Source organism: Limnobacter humi (assembly GCF_024518835.1).
Classification (GTDB): domain Bacteria; phylum Pseudomonadota; class Gammaproteobacteria; order Burkholderiales; family Burkholderiaceae_B; genus Limnobacter; species Limnobacter humi.
Map to the genome: position 1 here is coordinate 439,451 of NZ_JANIGO010000003.1, position 16,679 is coordinate 456,129.

Sequence of the window (16,679 nt, forward strand, 5' to 3'; positions counted from 1 at the left end):
TCGTACAAAAAGACGACATGGGTACAAGCAGCGGTGGTGCTTGTCACCGATATTGCAACATGAAACACCTGACCATCATTTATCATTCAGTCACAGGGGCCTCACGGCAAATGGCGCAGGCCGTGGCCTTGGGCGCACAGGGTGAGCCCGATTGCCAAGTGACTTGTCTGTCAGCGCCGCAGGCGAACCCGGCAGACCTGTTGAATGCCGATGGCTTGGTGTGGGTGTGCCCTGAAATGTTGGGCAGCATGTCGGGCCTGATGAAAGACTTTTTTGAACGTTGCTATTACCCGGTGCTGGACAAGATCACCGGGCGGGCCTACGCCCTGATTGTGTGCGCAGGCAGCGACGGGCAAGGTGCTGTGCGGCAAATTCAGCGCATTGCAACCGGCTGGCGTTTAAATGCCGTGGGGCAACCTGTGGTGGTGTGCACGCACGCCCAAACTCCAGACCGTATTGCCCAAGCCAAAGTGATTGATGAGACCAATCTGAAACACGGCCGCGAACTGGGTGCTGCCATGGCAGCGGGTTTGGTGATGGGAATTTATTGAACAGGTTGAGCATGCAAACGTTACGTTATGTTGGACCCTACCTTGTACTGATGCTCGGCGCCTGCAGCAGTGTGAATGCGCCGTTGCACCCGGCCGATGAAACCGCTACAGCGCTGGCCACTGAACGCCAAGCTGCCTGCGCGCAATTGGACGTACACCCCGCCACGACCAGTATTCAACTATTGAACACCGAGCCTGCACCGGTGTATGGCCTGCCCGATGACAGCCCCCTGAAAGGCTGGCAACACCTCACTTTTTTTCCATTCAAGTTGCCCACCCGCTTTGGCTTGCAGCAATGCGCGAGTAATGGCCAGCGCTTCCTCACGGTGGATGCCAAATCATCGGCTTCATCCTTGGTGTATGCCATGAATAAGCCAGTGACCAACAACAGCCGTTTGCGCTGGAAATGGTGGGTGGCCGAAGGCAATCCCAAAGCACAAACCCGCGACCGGGCGCTGGAGGACTCGCCCGTTCGCGTGGTGCTCACCTTTGATGGAAACCGCAGCAACTTGAGCGAAGCCGACCAGGCGTTTTTGCAACGGCTGGAGGCCTTTACCCGCCGACCTGCCCCATTTGCCACCTTGATGTACTCAGTGGCGGCCGGTGTAGAACCCATGGAGATTGTGACCTCGCAACACACCCAGACGGTGCGCATTAAAGCATTGCAAGTGCGTGGCGAACCCCAGGGCGAAGGGCAATGGTGGACATTTGACCGCAACATCCGCGAAGACTACATCAAGGCGTTTGGTGAAGCGCCCGGCCAATTGTTGAACGTGGCCATTATGGGCGATGCAGACAACACCCAAGGCAGCAGCCGGGCTTACGTGGCAGACCTGCAATGGGTTGGTGACTGAGTGGCGCATTCACCCCGTCAAATCACAAACAAAGGCTCGCAACCCGTATCGCAAATCAGGCTCATGAATTGAGCCTGATCTTGCGTGTTCAATGCGGCAAAGTCTCGACGCAACCAGCCAAGGCATTTGGCCTAGTATGGGAAGGTTTGCTGAACCCAGGGTTGGCCATCCACCGCCGCAGTCACGGCCTTTTCACCCGCTTGCAAAGCCCGCTCATTGGCCAGCATCACAGGCACATAGGTGCGGCCCATTTCAGCCAACAAGTCTGTCACCGTGGAGGGTAAGGCGGATGGGCTTACCCAATCTGTATCGATAGGCTCCAAGCCGCTAAGGTCCTCCACCCACTGGGTCCAAGCCACCACGCGGGGTGCTGTTTGACAGGTTAGCGCCATGGGCGTTGGGTCAAACAAGGCGAGCTGGCTCAACTGGCCGTACAGTGCAAAGTCGCTAGCGCCGGGCCTGCGCCCCATCAGGAAAGCGTTGCTGGCAAAGTGGCGCTCCAGAATATCCAACAGGCGCGTGTAACTGGCCTCAATCAATGGTGCAGTACCCGGGTTGGACCCGACCACACCCAGGCGGGACACCTGCCGTCCACCAAAGGCCTGGGCAATCCAAGCCAGTTCCTCGTTGCTGACTTGGATATTCATGGGCAAAGGCACAATGCGGCTGGCTCGGTCTACATCGGCTTCAAAGGCCCAGCGGTAATGGAACATGGGCTTGGTGAGCCATTCATCGGCGTAGTCTTCCAGCAAGGCATCCAGCAGGGCTAACACCGGGTTTGCAGGCACCGCTGAATGCGATCCGAGGTGTGGGGCTGGTGGCGGGTTTTGTCATGCGATCAACTCACTTCCAACCTTGAATCCATTGATCTTCGTTCAGCAGTTCACGCCAGTGGATGACCTGAGCGTTGCCGGAGTGAACAGCTTGAAGCACAAACTGCTCCACGGGATGTTTGTCATCGTCTGGTCGAATCGCGCTGCTCACAATGAAGTGCTTTTCCTTGCGCAATGGCGTTACAGCAGTCCATTTACTCAACAGGAGTTTTTTAGGGTTTAAACGGCGCATGATTCAAATAGGCCCAGGCCTGAGTTTAAAAATAGAGCGAACATCTCTCTTTTTGAGCTTAACATCGCTCTGCGGGTGAAATTTGTTTAGCCCTCATTTGGACCGATTTCCAGGGGATGCACCACGGACTTTGGGTATGCTATGCGCTGACGCAGCATTGGTCAGACGCCTCATGCCTACACTCACCGACGAAGACATTTCCCGCATTATCGAAATGGCCTGGGAAGACCGCACGCCCTTTGAGGCCATAGAAACACAGTTTGGCCTGAATGAGTCGGCGGTGATTGAGCTGATGCGCACCCACATGAAAGCATCCAGCTTCCGCATGTGGCGCAAGCGCATGCATGGCCGCACCACCAAGCACGTGAAGCTGCGCAGCAGCGATGTGAACCGCCACCACTGCCCCACGCAGTACAAGCCGAAATAAGTGGGCTTGTCCTAAAAACCACTTAAAACAACGTCCTTCTTGTTTCCACAGAAAAAAATGGGTAGTATATTTTCTATAGCAAGGGAAATTCCATGAATATAGCCACACACACTGCCCACCCACAGCCGGACCCAGCGGTGGTTTTGAGCAAAGCCGTGGCCCGGGCTGCAGAAAAGTTGGGCATATCACGTACCATCTTGGCCTCGGTGCTGGGCCTGAGCAACCCCACGGTCAGTCGCCTGTACAGTGGTTCATACCAGTTGGACCAGCGGCGTAAAGAATGGGAATTTGCCCTGCTCTTTGTGCGCATATTCCGATCACTCGACTCTATGGTAGGCAATGAACACACAGCCCGGCAATGGCTAACCAGCGAGAACCGAGGTCTCGATGGTCGCCCCATTGATTTGATCCGACAAACAGAAGGTCTTGTTCGTGTTGCACACTACCTGGACGCCTCTCGCGGTCTCGTCTGAGGCGTTTGCCTGGCAGGGCGACGTGTGGCGCATGGTCGAGTCGCAGCATATCGCATCGACCATGAAACTGGTCGACAACCATGACGAACAAGACGTGCTGGAAGCATTGCTAGATTCAAGCAAACCTCAAATGCCCAGCGGTACACAGCAACTGGACTACCTGTTGGCCACACCTTTTCGTTATTACCCAAAACGAGGTGGCTCACGCTTTCGATCCGAGTTTGACCCGGGTGTGTTTTATGGTGCGGAGTCTGTACGAACTGCGGCCGCAGAGCTGGGCCATTGGCGCTGGAAGTTTCTAATGGAATCCACCGGGCTTGAACGACTGGAGCCTGTGGCCCACACAGCCTTTCGAGCATCGGTAGAAACCCAGATCATTGACCTGCGCAACCCACCTTTTTCAGTCGACGCTCAGCATTGGCAACACCCGTGGAACTACCACTCAACCCAAGCGTTGGCGCGAACGGCCCGCGAGGCTGAAGTGGGCGGGATTATTTACCGTTCAGTGCGCGACCCTCAACCCGCTTGGTGCCTGGCGCTGCTAACGCCCACTGGCTTTGAAAAAACCCCAAAGCCCCACCTCGACATGCAAACCTGGTATTTGGCAGTAACACAAACGCAAGTGACTTGGCGCAGAGACATGGAGTCGATACGCTTTACACCCACCGAGGGGCCATAAAAAAAGCAGCAACCGCAGCCGGAAACTCCCCGCGCGTCCGGTTCGCGCTGTGTTTTCTCAAGCTTGACTTCCAGCAGTTTCACATCGAGCAGCACGGTCTGGGATTGGGCCGCCATGATTTTGTTGGGCCGCGGGTGTAAAACTGCTTGCTAACCTGGCGATCAAGCTGGCGTGCACAGTGAGACCAGGACAAGGGCATGACCTGAGCAAGCTGCTCCAGAGTGATACTCCGAGACGGCGTCTCGGATTGACCTGTGAACAGGCCTTGGTGGCTATTCCGAGACAGTGTCTGGGAAATTCTCTGGGGTGGATAGGCCAGATAGAACAGGCGCATCTGTTCCAGGTTTTCCACGCTGAAACCACGGCCAAAGCGCTGACCGAGGTCTTTAGAAAGGCGCTGTAGCAGTTGTCGCGCGCGTGCTGCGCGCTCCTGCCCACCCAGCTGCCTACAATTTGGGCTCAATCCCAGCTCAGTGCCCCACCGGTTTGGTACTCGGTTACGCGGCGCTCGAAGAAGTTGGTTTCCTTCTTCAGGTCCATCATCTCGCTCATCCACGGGAATGGGTTGGTTGCGCCTTCGTACAAGGTACCCAAGCCAATCTGGTTTGAACGGCGGTTACAAATAAATTTCATGTATTCCATAAACTGGGCGGAGTTCAGGCCCAACACGCCACGGGGCATGGTGTCCACCGCATAGGCATGCTCCAGTTCAACAGCTTTGCGGAACATGGCCTTGATCTCTTCCTTGAACTCGGGGGTCCACAGGTGTGGGTTTTCCAGTTTCACGGTGTTGATGAGGTCGATGCCAAATGTGCAGTGGGCGGACTCGTCGCGAAGAATGTACTGGAACTGCTCGGCAGCACCAATCATTTTGTTTTGGCGACCCAGCGCCAGAATTTGCACAAAGCCCACATAGAAGAACATGCCTTCCATGATGCAGGCAAAAGCGATCAAGCTCTTCAGCAGTTTTTGATCGCTTTCCAGCGTGCCGGTTTTGAATTCGGGGTCGGTCAGCACGTCGATGAACGGAATCAGGAATTCGTCTTTGTCACGAATGCATTTGATTTCGTTGTACGCGTTGAAAGTTTCGGCCTCGGGAATGCCCAGGCTTTCCACAATGTACTGGTAAGCGTGGGTATGAATGGCTTCATCAAACGCCTGGCGCAGCAGGAACTGGCGGCACTCGGGCGCTGTAATGTGGCGGTAAGTGCCCAGCACAATGTTGTTGGCAGCCAGTGAGTCGGCTGTTACAAAAAAGCCCAGGTTGCGCTTCACGATGAGGCGCTCGTCTTCGGTCAGCCCGTTGGGGTCTTTCCACAAGGCGATGTCGCGGTCCATGTTGATTTCTTGCGGCATCCAGTGGTTGGCACACTGGCTGAGGTACTTTTCCCAGGCCCACTTGTACTTGAAGGGCACCAGTTGGTTCACGTCGGTGGTGCCGTTGATCACGCGCTTGTCGGCTGCGTTCACACGGCCGGCGCGTGCACCTTCAGCAGCTGGCTGCTGCACTGGGCGGGCAGCTTGCTGATACAGGCCTTGGCTTACAGGTTGCGCAGTTGCAAAACCGGAGGCAATCGAGCCCATGCCAGGCACTGCGGATGCAGCAGGGGCTGCAGCGGGCTTGCTCATGGCCGCGTCAAATTCATCGTCCCAAGACAGCATATTTTTAACTCCTTAACCAATACACTGTATATAACAACAGTGCCATTATGTTCATTTTTATTCACTTGGGCAAGCCTTGAAGGCTCACCCAAATCGCTGGTCTTTTGCTCAATCAAGCCTTATTAAGGCTCACTGGCACGCTTCGCACTCTTCGAACCCGGCATCGCCTGGGCGCAGTGTGCACACCTTGCCTTCAATTTCAGGTTCAGGCAGGTTGGGCACCACGCCACCGGCTGCTGCACCGGCAAAGCTGTTGCCGCCACCGGCACCGTCGGCACTCACCGAGTTCAGTTCGCCACCGCTGAGGGTGGACTTCTCGGCGTGTGTTGCACCAATGGTGCGCAGGTAATACGTGGTTTTCAAACCGCGCAACCAGGCCAGCTTGTAGGTGTCGTCCAGCCGCTTGCCGCTGACACCGGCCATGTAGATGTTCAAGCTTTGGGCTTGATCAATCCACTTTTGGCGACGGGCGGCTGCTTCCACCAACCAGCGTGGATCCATTTCAAACGCAGTGGCGTATAGGCGCTTCAGGTCTTCGGGGATGCGATCAATTTTCATGACCGAGCCGTCGAAGTACTTCAGGTCAGCAATCATCACTTCGTCCCAAATGCCCAGGCGCTTGAGGTCACGCACCAGGTGTTCGTTCACGATGGTGAATTCGCCACTGAGGTTGCTCTTCACGTACAGGTTCTGGAATGTGGGTTCAATGGATGCAGCCACGCCAATGATGTTGGAAATGGTGGCCGTGGGCGCAATGGCCACACAGTTGGAATTGCGCATGCCATGTTTCTGGATTTTGGCGCGCAGGCCATCCCAGTCCATGCGGGCGGAGGTGTCCACTTCCACGTAACCGCCGCGCTCTTCTTCCAGCAGCTTGATGCTGTCCAGCGGCAGAATGCCTTTGTCCCACAGCGAGCCTTTGTAGCTGCTGTACACGCCCCGCTCGGCGGCCAGGTCAGACGATGCTTCGTAAGCGTAGTAGCAAATGGCTTCCATGCTTTCGTCGGCAAACTCGACTGCATCGCGGCTTGCATACGGCTTGCGCATCACGTGCAGCGCATCCTGGAAGCCCATCATGCCCAAGCCCACAGGGCGGTGGCGCAGGTTGGAATTGCGAGCCTTGCCCACGGCGTAGTAGTTGATGTCGATCACGTTGTCCAGCATGCGCATGGCAATGCGAACCGTGTTGCGCAGCTTGTCGTGGTCGATGACCATGCTGCCGTCGTCGGCCTTTTTCAGGTGCGCCACCAGGTTCACGGAACCCAGGTTACACACGGCAATTTCAGTGGGGCTGGTGTTCAGCGTGATTTCGGTACACAGGTTGGACGAGTGCACCACACCCACGTGTTGCTGCGGGCTGCGAATGTTGCAGGGGTCTTTGAAAGTGATCCAAGGGTGGCCTGTTTCAAACAGCATGGAGAGGATTTTTCTCCAGAGCTTGGCAGCTTCCACTTTCTTGAACAGCTTCAGATCGCCACGGGCGGCCTTTTCTTCGTAACCCACATAGGCCTTTTCGAAGGCCTTGCCGTACAGGTCGTGCAGGTCGGGCGTGTCGGAGGGGCTGAACAAGGTCCACTCGCCATTTTCCATGACGCGCTTCATGAACAGGTCGGGAATCCAGTTCGCGGTGTTCATGTCGTGGGTGCGGCGGCGGTCGTCACCGGTGTTTTTGCGCAGTTCCAGGAATTCTTCAATGTCTAGGTGCCATGTTTCAAGGTAAGCACACACCGCGCCTTTGCGCTTGCCACCCTGGTTAACAGCCACGGCGGTGTCGTTCACCACCTTGAGGAACGGCACCACGCCTTGTGACTTGCCGTTGGTGCCCTTGATGTGGCTGCCCAATGCACGCACGGGGGTCCAGTCGTTGCCCAAACCACCGGCAAACTTGGACAGCAGCGCGTTTTCCTTGATGCCTTCGTAGATGTCATCCAGGTCGTCACCAATGGTGGTCAGGTAGCAGGAAGACAACTGAGAACGGATGGTGCCGCTGTTAAACAGTGTGGGGGTGGAGCTCATGAAATCGAAGGTGGACAGGATTTCATAGAACTCGATGGCGCGGGTTTCGCGGTCGATCTCGTTCAGAGCCAAGCCCATGGCCACGCGCATGTAGAAAGCCTGGGGCATTTCAATGCGGCTGCCTTCCACGTGCAGGAAGTAACGGTCGTACAGGGTTTGCAGGCCGAGGTAATCAAACTGCAGGTCACGCTTGTACTTCAGGGCTGCGCCCAGTTTCTTCATGTCGAACTGCAGCAGCTTGTTGTCCAGCAGGCCGGCATCCACGCCTTTGCGGATGAACTGGGGGAAGTACTCGGGGTACACCTCAGCCATTTCGTCCTGCGCAATTTCGCGGCCGATGATTTCCTTGCGGATGGTGTGCAGCAACAAGCGAGAGGTCACCAGTGTGTAGCTGGGGTCGGTCTCGATCATGGCACGGGCGGCCAGAATGGCGGACTTGTAAACCTCATCCACTTTCACGCCGTCGTACAGGTTTTTCAGGGTTTCTTTCAGCAGGTGTTCGGTGTCGATGTTGTCGAGGCTGACGGCAGCGCTTTCAATCAGGCTCTTCAGTTGAGCCACATCCAGCGGCTTTTTGATGTCGCCATCGACCACATGCAGCTGGTGCTGGGTGGCTTGTTCCACCTGCTTGGCGGCACGCTCTTGGGCGCGGCGCTCGCGGTACAGCACATAGGCGCGGGCCACTTCGGCTTCACCAGAACGCATCAAGGCCAGTTCAACCTGGTCCTGAATGTCTTCAATGTGGAAAATGCCGCCGGACGGCTGACGACGCACCAAGGCGTTGACCACACCGTGGGTGAGCTGCTCAACCAGTTCGCGAATGCGGGCCGATGCAGCACCTTGACCACCGTTGACGGCCAGGAAAGCCTTGGTCATGGCCACAGCAATTTTGCTGGGCTCAAAACCCACCACGGCTCCGTTTCGGCGAATGATTTTGTAGTTTGCATACGCGCTGTTGTCGGCCTGGGGCGCCACGGCCTCGGGCGCGTTCGACATCATGGGCGCGTTCATCGCCAAATCAGAGCTTTCATGGCTGGTCTGCATGCACTTTTCTCCTGGAACAAGCGTTGAGGAATTGGTTTTGGTTTTTATGGATGTACAACGGACAATGCAGGTGGGCGACAGCTTGGGCTGGGTAAAGTGCCGTTTTTGCCCGACCACTATATATTGTGTTTGTGTTGTGATCTCAAACTAATTCTAGTGGTTGATTCGGGTTTTGGCAAACGTTTTTTATCCACAAATTACCCACCAGGTTATGCACAGTGGACAACCTTGGGAGAGGGTGTGGATAACTGCCCAGCCACAAAAAACCGCCCCTTGGGGCGGCTGTTTTTGGGCTTACAGGGCAAGCTCATAAGTCATTGATTTGCGCAGGCCTTTCCACTCAAAAAACGGCCCTGGGTCGGTTTTTCTGCCCGGTGCAATGTCGCTGTGCGCCAGAATGTATTTCAGTGGATAAGTTTTCTTCAACTCCACGATCAGCAATTGAAGGCGATCCATTTGAGCTGGCTCAAATGGGGAATACACATCGCCCAGCAATTCAATACCGATGGAAAAGTGGTTGAAATTTTGGCGGTCCATGGCGCAGGAAATACCCGCATGCCAGGCCCGATTGTCGGCACTGACAAACTGCGTCACCGAACCATCACGGTCAATCAGGAAATGGGACGACACATGCAGGCCATGCAATTCACCGAAGCTGGGGTGCAGGCTGGTGTCAAGTCGGTTGAGAAAAAGGTCTTCGATGTATTGTTTGCTGCGCCCACGCTCTGGCAGGCTGATGCAATGCACCACCACTGTGTCAATCCGTGTGCCCAAGGGTCGGGTGTCGTAATTGGGACTGGGCATCCGCGCGACCCAATCTGCCCGCAGCCAGCCATCGTCGTCAAACCACATTGCACTGTCCTCAGTGTTGCACTCAGTGATGCACTCAGTGATGCACTCAGTGAATTTTTTCGCCGGCGGCCTTGGCGTGGTCCAGGCCACAGTAAAACCGCCCCTGCATCATCACACCCTCATGCATGGGGCTGTAGGCGCCACAGTGCTTGCAGGGCAGGATGTTCTCAACAGGATTACGGCCAAGACCCTGCTTTTGTTGAGGGTTGGCCGACGGTTTATCACCCAATTGTTTGCGTTGCCAGCTTTTGAAAAACACCCAGCCCAACAGGGCCAGCACCACCAAAAACAGAATGCGGCCCATCAGCCCACCCTTTTCAAAATGAATTCGAGCACAAACTGGGTGCCAAAATAGGCCAGGAACAACACGCCGTAACTACCCAGGCACCACCGCAATGCCACCTTGCCGCGCCAGCCCAGGAGCATGCGCCCACCCAACAGCACGGCGAAACTCAGCCATGACAACACGGAAAAAATGGTTTTGTGATTGAGCTTGCCTGCGGTGCCCAACCAAGACTCGGAAAACACAAACCCGGTGAGCAGCGTGAGTGACAACAAGATGAAGCCCGCCCACAACTGACGAAACAGGATGGACTCCATGTTCATGAGTGGGGGCAATTGGTCGAGCAACTTTTCCCGCAGTGCGCGCTGCCCGGAAGACTGCATGCCCGGCCGGTGCAGTGCTTTTTCCTGAAAAGCCATCACCAAGGCATGGCCAGCGGCGATGCCCAACAAGCTGTAGGCGGCCAGGGCAATCAGCAGGTGAATTTGAAACAGCGTGTCGCCAGCCATGCGGATGGCAACATCTTCGCCCAGCACCAAGGGCAGCGCAAATGCCAGGGCACACAGGGGGAAGACGAGCAGGTCAAGAACGGGAACACGGTTGAAGAAGCTTTCGACAAAGGCCACCAATGCGGTGAGCCATGTCACGCACATGAGCCCCAACACAAAGCCAAAGTGCATGCCATCGGGCTGAAACAGCACCTTAAACAGCAACAGCCCGGACGCCAACAGCGCCAACGCCGCCACGAAGCGACCCAGGGCCACTGGCACAGCCTGTTTGCCCAACACCCCCACGGCGGCCAAACCACCGGAGGCCGAGAGCAAGGGGACTGCGAGCGCGTACAATAATGCGTTGTTCATCGTTTCAGTTTACTCGATTCACGGGTCCGCATTCATGTTTGAAAACCTTTCTGACCGCCTGACGCGTGTCGTCAAGACCATCACCGGCGAAGCCCGTATCACCGAGGCCAACACCCAGGAGATGCTGCGCGAGGTACGCCTGGCACTGTTGGAGGCCGACGTGGCCCTGCCCGTGGTGAAAGACTTCATCAGTCAGGTGAAGGAGCGCGCACTCGGCGAGGAAGTGCTGAACAGCCTGACTCCGGGCCAGGCCCTGGTCGGCATTGTGAACGAGCAGCTCACCAAGCTGATGGGCGAAAAAACCGAGGACATCAACCTGGCGGCCCAACCCCCGGTGGTGATCCTGATGGCGGGTTTGCAAGGTGCGGGTAAAACCACGACCACCGGCAAGTTGGCGAAATACCTGAAGGACACGCTCAAGAAAAAAGTGATGACCGTGTCTGCCGACGTGTACCGCCCTGCCGCGATTGAGCAGTTGAAAACCGTCAGTGGACAAGCGGGTGCTGAATTTTTCCCGTCTAACATCGACCAAAAACCCGTGGACATTGCGCTGGCTGCGTTGAACCACGCCAAGCGCCAGTTTTTTGATGTGCTGATTGTCGACACTGCAGGCCGCCTGGGTATTGACGAAGCCATGATGAACGAGATCAAGGCCCTGCATGCGGCAGTGAACCCCACCGAAACCCTGTTCGTGATTGACGCGATGCTGGGCCAGGATGCCGCCAACACGGCCAAGGCTTTTAACGATGCGCTGCCACTAACAGGCGTGGTGCTCACCAAGATGGACGGTGACTCGCGGGGTGGCGCTGCGTTGTCGGTGCGGCAGATCACCGGAAAGCCCATCAAGTTCATGGGTGTGGGCGAAAAGCTGAGCGGTTTTGAGCGCTTTCACCCGGAACGGGTGGCAGGCCGAATTCTCGGCATGGGCGACATCGTCTCGCTGGTGGAAGAAGCCAAGAAAGGCATTGACCAAGCCGAAGCTGAGAAACTGGCCAAGAAACTGAAAAGCGGCAAAGCCTTCGACCTGAACGACTTTTTGGCGCAAATTACGCAAATGCGCAAGCTCGGCGGCCTGCAAGGCCTGATTGACAAGTTGCCCAGCCAGTTGATGAAAGGCGCAGGCCAGGTAGACGCCAACGCCGCCGAAAAGCAGATCAAGCGAACTGAGGCAATTATTCTTTCCATGACCCCCATGGAGCGTAGCAAGCCTGATTTGCTCAAGGCTTCCCGCAAGCGGCGCATTGCAGCGGGTGCGGGTGTACAGGTGCAGGAAGTAAACCGCCTGCTGGCCCAGTTTGACCAAATGCGGGGCATGATGAAAAGCATGCAGAAAGGCGGATTGGCCAAGATGATGCGCAAGATGGGTGGAGGGAAAGGCTTTCCACCGGGCGGTATGCCACCGGGAGGCGGTTTTCCGGGGATGTAAACCCCGCGGTTACACGATCACCGTTCTCTATGTAGATGGCGGCCAGCGCATTAACTCACCCTGAGCAAAACCGGTATGCCCGGCGCCGAACAGTTAGCCCCCTGATCGGTTTGACCCGCACTGCATTCGAACACACGGACCGAGATGTTTGAGCCACGCAGTGGCGAGTTATCGGTCCGGTTCGCGAATTTGCCCAATGCGCACGGGGCAACCTTTACTTTTGGGTAGAAAACGGGGGCTTTAATGCCGCCGCACATAACGATACTGCCAATTTCTATCCAAACGGTCATACACCAAATTCGGATACGTCATGCTGCCCAGGCTGCCGTTGTACCGGGCCAGCGCACGGTCCAAGTTGCCGTTTTCCTTGTCCAGGTAATGGCGCAAAATCAGGCAGCCGTAGCGCACATTGATCCGAGGCTCTAGCAGTTGGCGAGGGTCACCATTGGACAGCAGGTCCGTCCAAAAAGGCATCACCTGCATCAAGCCACGCGCACCCGCCGAGCTAACAGCATCGGCTCGAAAATTGCTCTCCACTTCGATAAGGGCAAACACCAGTTGAGGGTCGAGCCCCGCGCGCTGGGCTTCATAGCGAATCACCTTGATCAGTTGAATGCGATCGGAAAAGGCGGGGATCCGCTTGGACAAACGCTTGCTCATTTGCGCCAGCCAATCCAATCGTTGTTCTGTGTTCTGAAAAATCGGATTGACCGGACGGGTATCGTCCAGCACATTGCGCAGCGCCAGCCGAACGCTGTCGGCCATGGGCTCATACTGCTGCTGTGCAGCTTGCGCCATGGGTAGGCCGCAAACGATAAACAGGAACACGAACAGGCCGGCTCGTCGCGTGAGCCAGCCTACCCGCTGGAAGCACCCATCAGCCAATTCGGCGCTCGGCCAATGCCTGCTGGACCACACCCAGAATGTCTGCCACTGCCACATCGCGCTTCTCAATTTTTCCGTCGCGGGATTGAAACTCAACCAGACCATTCTGCAAACCTCGGTCACCCAATGTGACGCGCAGGGGTACCCCAATTAGTTCCCAGTCCGCAAACATCACACCAGGCCGCTCATCCCGGTCATCGAGCATGACGTCCACACCGGCGGCCTTCAGCGCGTCGTAAAGCGTGTCCGCTTCCAGTTTGACCTGCTCGCTTTTCTTGTAGCCGATGGGGCACAGCACCACTTCAAATGGGGCGATGCTGAGCGGCCAAATGATGCCGCGGTCGTCGAAGTTCTGTTCAATCGCTGCACCCAAAATGCGGGTCACGCCAATGCCATAACAACCCATTTCCATCACGGCAGGCTTGCCATCTACATCGAGAAACGTGGCTTTCAGGGCTTCGGAATACTTTTTGCCCAGGTAGAACACATGACCCACTTCAATACCCCGACACATGGCGAGCACGCCCTGGCCGTCTGGTGAAGCATCGCCCTCGACCACATTGCGAATGTCAGCCACTTCGGGCTCGGGCAGGTCACGCCCCCAGTTCACGCCATACAGGTGGTGGTCGGCCTCGTTGGCACCGCACACAAAGTCGGCCATCGCAGCCACGCTGCGGTCTGCCACCACGCGGACATTTTGAACGCCCACGGGGCCCAGGTAACCCGGCTTGGTGCCAAATGCTTCGACGATTTCGGCCTCGGTGGCCAAGCGCAACTCCTGTACGCCAGGCAGCTTGCCCAGCTTGATGTCGTTGACCTCGTGGTCGCCACGCACCAGGGCCAGAATGATTTGCACCGCTTTTTTCTTATCGACCACCGTTTCGTTGGCAAAGACCACTGACTTGACGGTGCGCGACAAGGCCAGGTCCAATTGTTTGGCCACCGCCTCGCAGGTGGAATTGCCGGGCGTGTGGACAGCCGCCATGGGTACAGTGGCAGCGGGGCGTTGCTCGCTGCAAATGGCCTCGGCCAGTTCGACGTTGGCGGCATAGTCAGAGCTTGGGCAATAGGCAATGGCGTCTTCGCCGGTGTCGGCAATCACATGGAATTCATGGCTGCGGTTGCCGCCAATGGAGCCTGTGTCGGCAGCCACCGCGCGGAAGTTCAGGCCCAAGCGGGTGAAAATACGCTGGTACGCGCCGTACATCACGTCGTAGGTTTTGAGCGCGCTAGCCTGGTCGCGGTCAAAAGAATATGCGTCCTTCATGACGAATTCGCGCCCACGCATCACACCAAAACGGGGGCGAATTTCATCGCGAAATTTGCTCTGGATTTGGTACAGGTTGAGCGGCAGTTGACGGTAGCTCTTCACCTCTTTGCGCACCACGTCGGTGATCACTTCTTCATGCGTGGGGCCAATCACAAAGTCGCGGTCGTGTCGGTCTTTCAACCGGAGCAGTTCTGGGCCGTACTTTTCCCAGCGCCCACTTTCCTGCCACAGTTCGGCGGGTTGCACGGCGGGCATCAACAACTCAATGGCACCCGCGCGGTTCATTTCCTCTCGGATGATGTTTTCCACTTTGCGAATGCTACGCAAACCAATCGGCATGTAGGTGTACACACCGCCGGCCAGTCGCTTGATCATGCCGGCTCGCATCATGAGCTGGTGGCTCACAATTTCGGCATCGGCAGGGGCTTCTTTCAGGGTGTTCAAGAAAAACTGGGTGGCGCGCATGGAAAACTCGTGGAGCGGTGTGAATTGAGGACCCTATTTTACGTTTAACCGGCGCACAGGCTGGGGCGGGCATGTACAAACGCGGACGCGTGCTTATAATGGATGAGAAATGTAAGACATTGCGGGGCGCGTATGCTGGACAAAGAAGGCTACCGTCCCAACGTAGGCATTATTTTGACCAACTCCAAAAAACAGGTTTTTTGGGGAAAGCGGATTCGTGAACACTCCTGGCAGTTCCCGCAAGGGGGCATTAAGCATGGTGAATCACCAGAACAAGCCATGTTTCGGGAGTTACACGAAGAAGTGGGCTTGTTGCCCGAACATGTAGAAATCATTGGACGAACCAGAAATTGGCTGCGATACACCGTGCCCGACCACTGGATTCGACGGGAATGGCGAGGAAGCTACAAAGGCCAGAAACAGATTTGGTTTCTACTGAAATTGGTCGGACGGGACTGCGACGTGAGCCTTCGGGCCACAGACCACCCCGAATTTGATGCCTGGCGTTGGAACGAGTATTGGGTTCCCCTTGAAAACGTCATTGAATTCAAGCGGGATGTGTACAGACAGGCATTGGGGGAGTTGGCAAAGCTGTTGTTTTCCAGAAATGACCCCCGGCGACAACCCAAAGGAGAACTTTGGGATGTTGTGAAAAAAATAGAAGAATCGGGACAAAAACCCGAACAACAGACCTCCGGTTAAACAACCGAAAACGCGAGCGGCCCTGCCCCTCGCGTTTTTTTTCAAGGGTTTACTCTGTATCAAAAAACAAACGATTGCTTGAAATTAGAACGGGCTCTCGGGTGTTTACAGTTGTTAATCTCAAATTTGATTGATACATTCATCGATGTAAATATCAAAACAGCTGTAGACAAATACCACCGAGGAGTCCCTGATGAAGAAAATCATTCCAGTTCGCCGCGACGTCAAAATCAACCTGGACGAGTCCCGCGTGAACAACTGGCACGAAGCCGGCCCCCATGTGACCCACTTTTTCAATGCCTTGTCGGTGCTGTTCCCCGCTGGCGAGCGCTTGTTCATGGACTCGGTGCGCGCATTCAAAGACCAGGTACAAGACCCTGATCTGAAAAAAGCCATCACAGCCTTTATTGGCCAGGAAGCGCTGCACAGCCGGGAACACGAGGAATACAACGAAATGATGGACCGCAGTGGTGCACCAGCCTTGAAGCTGGACCGCATGCTGTGGAACCTGTTGGGCGGCTTGCAAAATGTTTTGGGCAAGAAAATGGCCTTGGCTGGCACGATTGCGCTGGAGCATTACACCGCCATCATGGCCAATGCCGTGCTGTCCGATCCCAATGTAACAGGCAAAAACTCAGACGAAGGCTTCCGCCAAGTGTGGCAGTGGCATGCCTACGAAGAAACCGAGCACAAAGCGGTGGCTTACGACGTGTGGAATGAAGTGATGCCAGACAACGTCTACAACCGCTTCATCCGCCGTTTTGGCATGGTGTTGGCCAGTGTGATTTTCTGGCCGGTGGTGATGTACTTCCACGCCCGCCTGGTGTTTGCCGACCCCAACACCAAAGGCAAGCATGCACAAGGCTACAAGGCGGTGGCCAAGATTTTACTGGGTAAAGGCGGCATTTTCCGCAACGCCATCAGCGACTTCTTTGACTACTTCCGCGCTGACTTCCACCCCTGGATGCATGACAACAGCGCATTTCTGGATGAGATTGATGCATTTGTTGCGCAAGTGAACAAAGCCATGCGCAACCCCAACGACGAGGTGAAGAAAGCGGTGCGGGCGCGGATGGCCAAAAACGTGGCGGCAGCAGCAGCGTAAACCGCTTGCCTTTGGTATAAAGACCCCCGGGGTGGTTGACTGCTCCGGGGTTTTTTATTG

17 protein-coding genes and 1 pseudogene are annotated in these 16,679 nt (G+C 56.0%); 8 read left to right on the forward strand and 10 right to left on the reverse strand.

The window, feature by feature from the left end:
• The first annotated feature begins 59 nt into the window (after positions 1 to 59).
• Together NQT62_RS11345 and NQT62_RS11350 are read left to right on the forward strand one after the other, a co-directional pair.
• Positions 60 to 551 carry a flavodoxin family protein gene (locus NQT62_RS11345; protein ID WP_256764818.1) on the forward strand — a complete coding sequence of 164 codons (492 nt, stop codon included), beginning with the start codon at positions 60 to 62 and terminating at the stop codon, positions 549 to 551.
• Between the two features lie 11 nt (positions 552 to 562).
• Positions 563 to 1,405: a DUF3047 domain-containing protein gene (locus NQT62_RS11350; RefSeq protein ID WP_256764819.1), complete on the forward strand. Its 843-nt coding sequence runs from the start codon at positions 563 to 565 to the stop codon at positions 1,403 to 1,405.
• Positions 1,406 to 1,536: 131 nt separating this feature from the next.
• Here NQT62_RS11350 and NQT62_RS11355 read toward each other — a convergent pair whose 3' ends face one another.
• Together NQT62_RS11355 and NQT62_RS11360 are read right to left on the reverse strand one after the other, a co-directional pair.
• Entirely contained in the window at positions 1,537 to 2,193 is a 657-nt protein-coding gene (locus NQT62_RS11355; RefSeq protein ID WP_256764820.1) for a glutathione S-transferase C-terminal domain-containing protein, read from the reverse strand.
• A 55-nt stretch (positions 2,194 to 2,248) separates the two neighbouring features.
• Complete coding sequence (locus NQT62_RS11360) at positions 2,249 to 2,440, reverse strand: TIGR02450 family Trp-rich protein (RefSeq protein ID WP_256764821.1); 192 nt, start codon at positions 2,438 to 2,440, stop codon at positions 2,249 to 2,251.
• A 202-nt stretch (positions 2,441 to 2,642) separates the two neighbouring features.
• Between NQT62_RS11360 and NQT62_RS11365 the strand changes: the two genes are divergently transcribed.
• From NQT62_RS11365 to NQT62_RS11375, 3 genes are all read left to right on the forward strand, one after another.
• The gene (locus NQT62_RS11365) at positions 2,643 to 2,897 is read left to right on the forward strand and encodes a TIGR03643 family protein (protein ID WP_256764822.1); all 255 of its coding nucleotides are present in this window, start codon (positions 2,643 to 2,645) and stop codon (positions 2,895 to 2,897) included.
• A gap of 92 nt (positions 2,898 to 2,989) precedes the next feature.
• Positions 2,990 to 3,370 (forward strand): MbcA/ParS/Xre antitoxin family protein, encoded by a 381-nt coding sequence (locus NQT62_RS11370; protein WP_256764823.1) that lies wholly within the window; start codon positions 2,990 to 2,992, stop codon positions 3,368 to 3,370.
• Positions 3,330 to 4,049 carry an RES family NAD+ phosphorylase gene (locus tag NQT62_RS11375; RefSeq protein WP_256764824.1) on the forward strand — a complete coding sequence of 240 codons (720 nt, stop codon included), beginning with the start codon at positions 3,330 to 3,332 and terminating at the stop codon, positions 4,047 to 4,049. Before NQT62_RS11370 ends, NQT62_RS11375 begins: the two co-directional genes overlap by 41 nt.
• A gap of 79 nt (positions 4,050 to 4,128) precedes the next feature.
• On the opposite strand, the gene NQT62_RS15535 is transcribed toward NQT62_RS11375, so the two are convergent.
• The 6 genes from NQT62_RS15535 to NQT62_RS11400 all read right to left on the reverse strand — a co-directional run bounded on the left by NQT62_RS15535 (position 4,129) and on the right by NQT62_RS11400 (position 10,766).
• Positions 4,129 to 4,605, reverse strand: a complete 477-nt coding sequence (locus NQT62_RS15535; protein WP_370569169.1) for a DUF1016 N-terminal domain-containing protein — start codon at positions 4,603 to 4,605, stop codon at positions 4,129 to 4,131.
• Complete coding sequence (locus tag NQT62_RS11380; RefSeq protein WP_256764825.1) at positions 4,509 to 5,711, reverse strand: ribonucleotide-diphosphate reductase subunit beta; 1,203 nt, start codon at positions 5,709 to 5,711, stop codon at positions 4,509 to 4,511. Before NQT62_RS11380 ends, NQT62_RS15535 begins: the two co-directional genes overlap by 97 nt.
• Before the next feature lie 129 nt (positions 5,712 to 5,840).
• Positions 5,841 to 8,726 (reverse strand): ribonucleoside-diphosphate reductase subunit alpha, encoded by a 2,886-nt coding sequence (locus NQT62_RS11385; RefSeq protein WP_256764890.1) that lies wholly within the window; start codon positions 8,724 to 8,726, stop codon positions 5,841 to 5,843.
• Positions 8,727 to 9,065: 339 nt separating this feature from the next.
• Positions 9,066 to 9,623, reverse strand: coding sequence for a 1,6-anhydro-N-acetylmuramyl-L-alanine amidase AmpD (gene ampD, locus NQT62_RS11390; RefSeq protein ID WP_256764826.1), 558 nt, complete (start codon positions 9,621 to 9,623; stop codon positions 9,066 to 9,068).
• 46 nt (positions 9,624 to 9,669) lie between these two features.
• Positions 9,670 to 9,927 (reverse strand): PP0621 family protein, encoded by a 258-nt coding sequence (locus tag NQT62_RS11395; protein WP_256764827.1) that lies wholly within the window; start codon positions 9,925 to 9,927, stop codon positions 9,670 to 9,672.
• Positions 9,927 to 10,766 (reverse strand): cytochrome C assembly family protein, encoded by an 840-nt coding sequence (locus NQT62_RS11400; protein ID WP_256764828.1) that lies wholly within the window; start codon positions 10,764 to 10,766, stop codon positions 9,927 to 9,929. The genes NQT62_RS11395 and NQT62_RS11400 overlap by 1 nt, the downstream gene beginning before the upstream one ends.
• Positions 10,767 to 10,800: 34 nt before the next feature.
• Between NQT62_RS11400 and ffh the strand changes: the two genes are divergently transcribed.
• On the forward strand, positions 10,801 to 12,192 hold the full coding sequence (gene ffh, locus NQT62_RS11405; protein WP_256764829.1) for a signal recognition particle protein: 1,392 nt from the start codon (positions 10,801 to 10,803) through the stop codon (positions 12,190 to 12,192).
• Between the two features lie 240 nt (positions 12,193 to 12,432).
• Here the strand turns inward: ffh and NQT62_RS11410 are convergent, their stop codons facing one another.
• Entirely contained in the window at positions 12,433 to 12,990 is a 558-nt protein-coding gene (locus NQT62_RS11410) for a lytic transglycosylase domain-containing protein (protein ID WP_256764830.1), read from the reverse strand.
• Positions 12,991 to 13,069: 79 nt separating this feature from the next.
• Positions 13,070 to 14,812 carry a proline--tRNA ligase gene (locus NQT62_RS11415; protein WP_256764831.1) on the reverse strand — a complete coding sequence of 581 codons (1,743 nt, stop codon included), beginning with the start codon at positions 14,810 to 14,812 and terminating at the stop codon, positions 13,070 to 13,072.
• Between the two features lie 132 nt (positions 14,813 to 14,944).
• Between NQT62_RS11415 and NQT62_RS11420 the strand changes: the two are divergent.
• Together NQT62_RS11420 and NQT62_RS11425 are read left to right on the forward strand one after the other, a co-directional pair.
• A pseudogene (locus tag NQT62_RS11420) lies at positions 14,945 to 15,404 on the forward strand (RNA pyrophosphohydrolase); the annotation flags it as partial.
• A gap of 303 nt (positions 15,405 to 15,707) precedes the next feature.
• Complete coding sequence (locus NQT62_RS11425) at positions 15,708 to 16,619, forward strand: metal-dependent hydrolase (protein ID WP_256764833.1); 912 nt, start codon at positions 15,708 to 15,710, stop codon at positions 16,617 to 16,619.
• Positions 16,620 to 16,679: the final 60 nt, after the last annotated feature.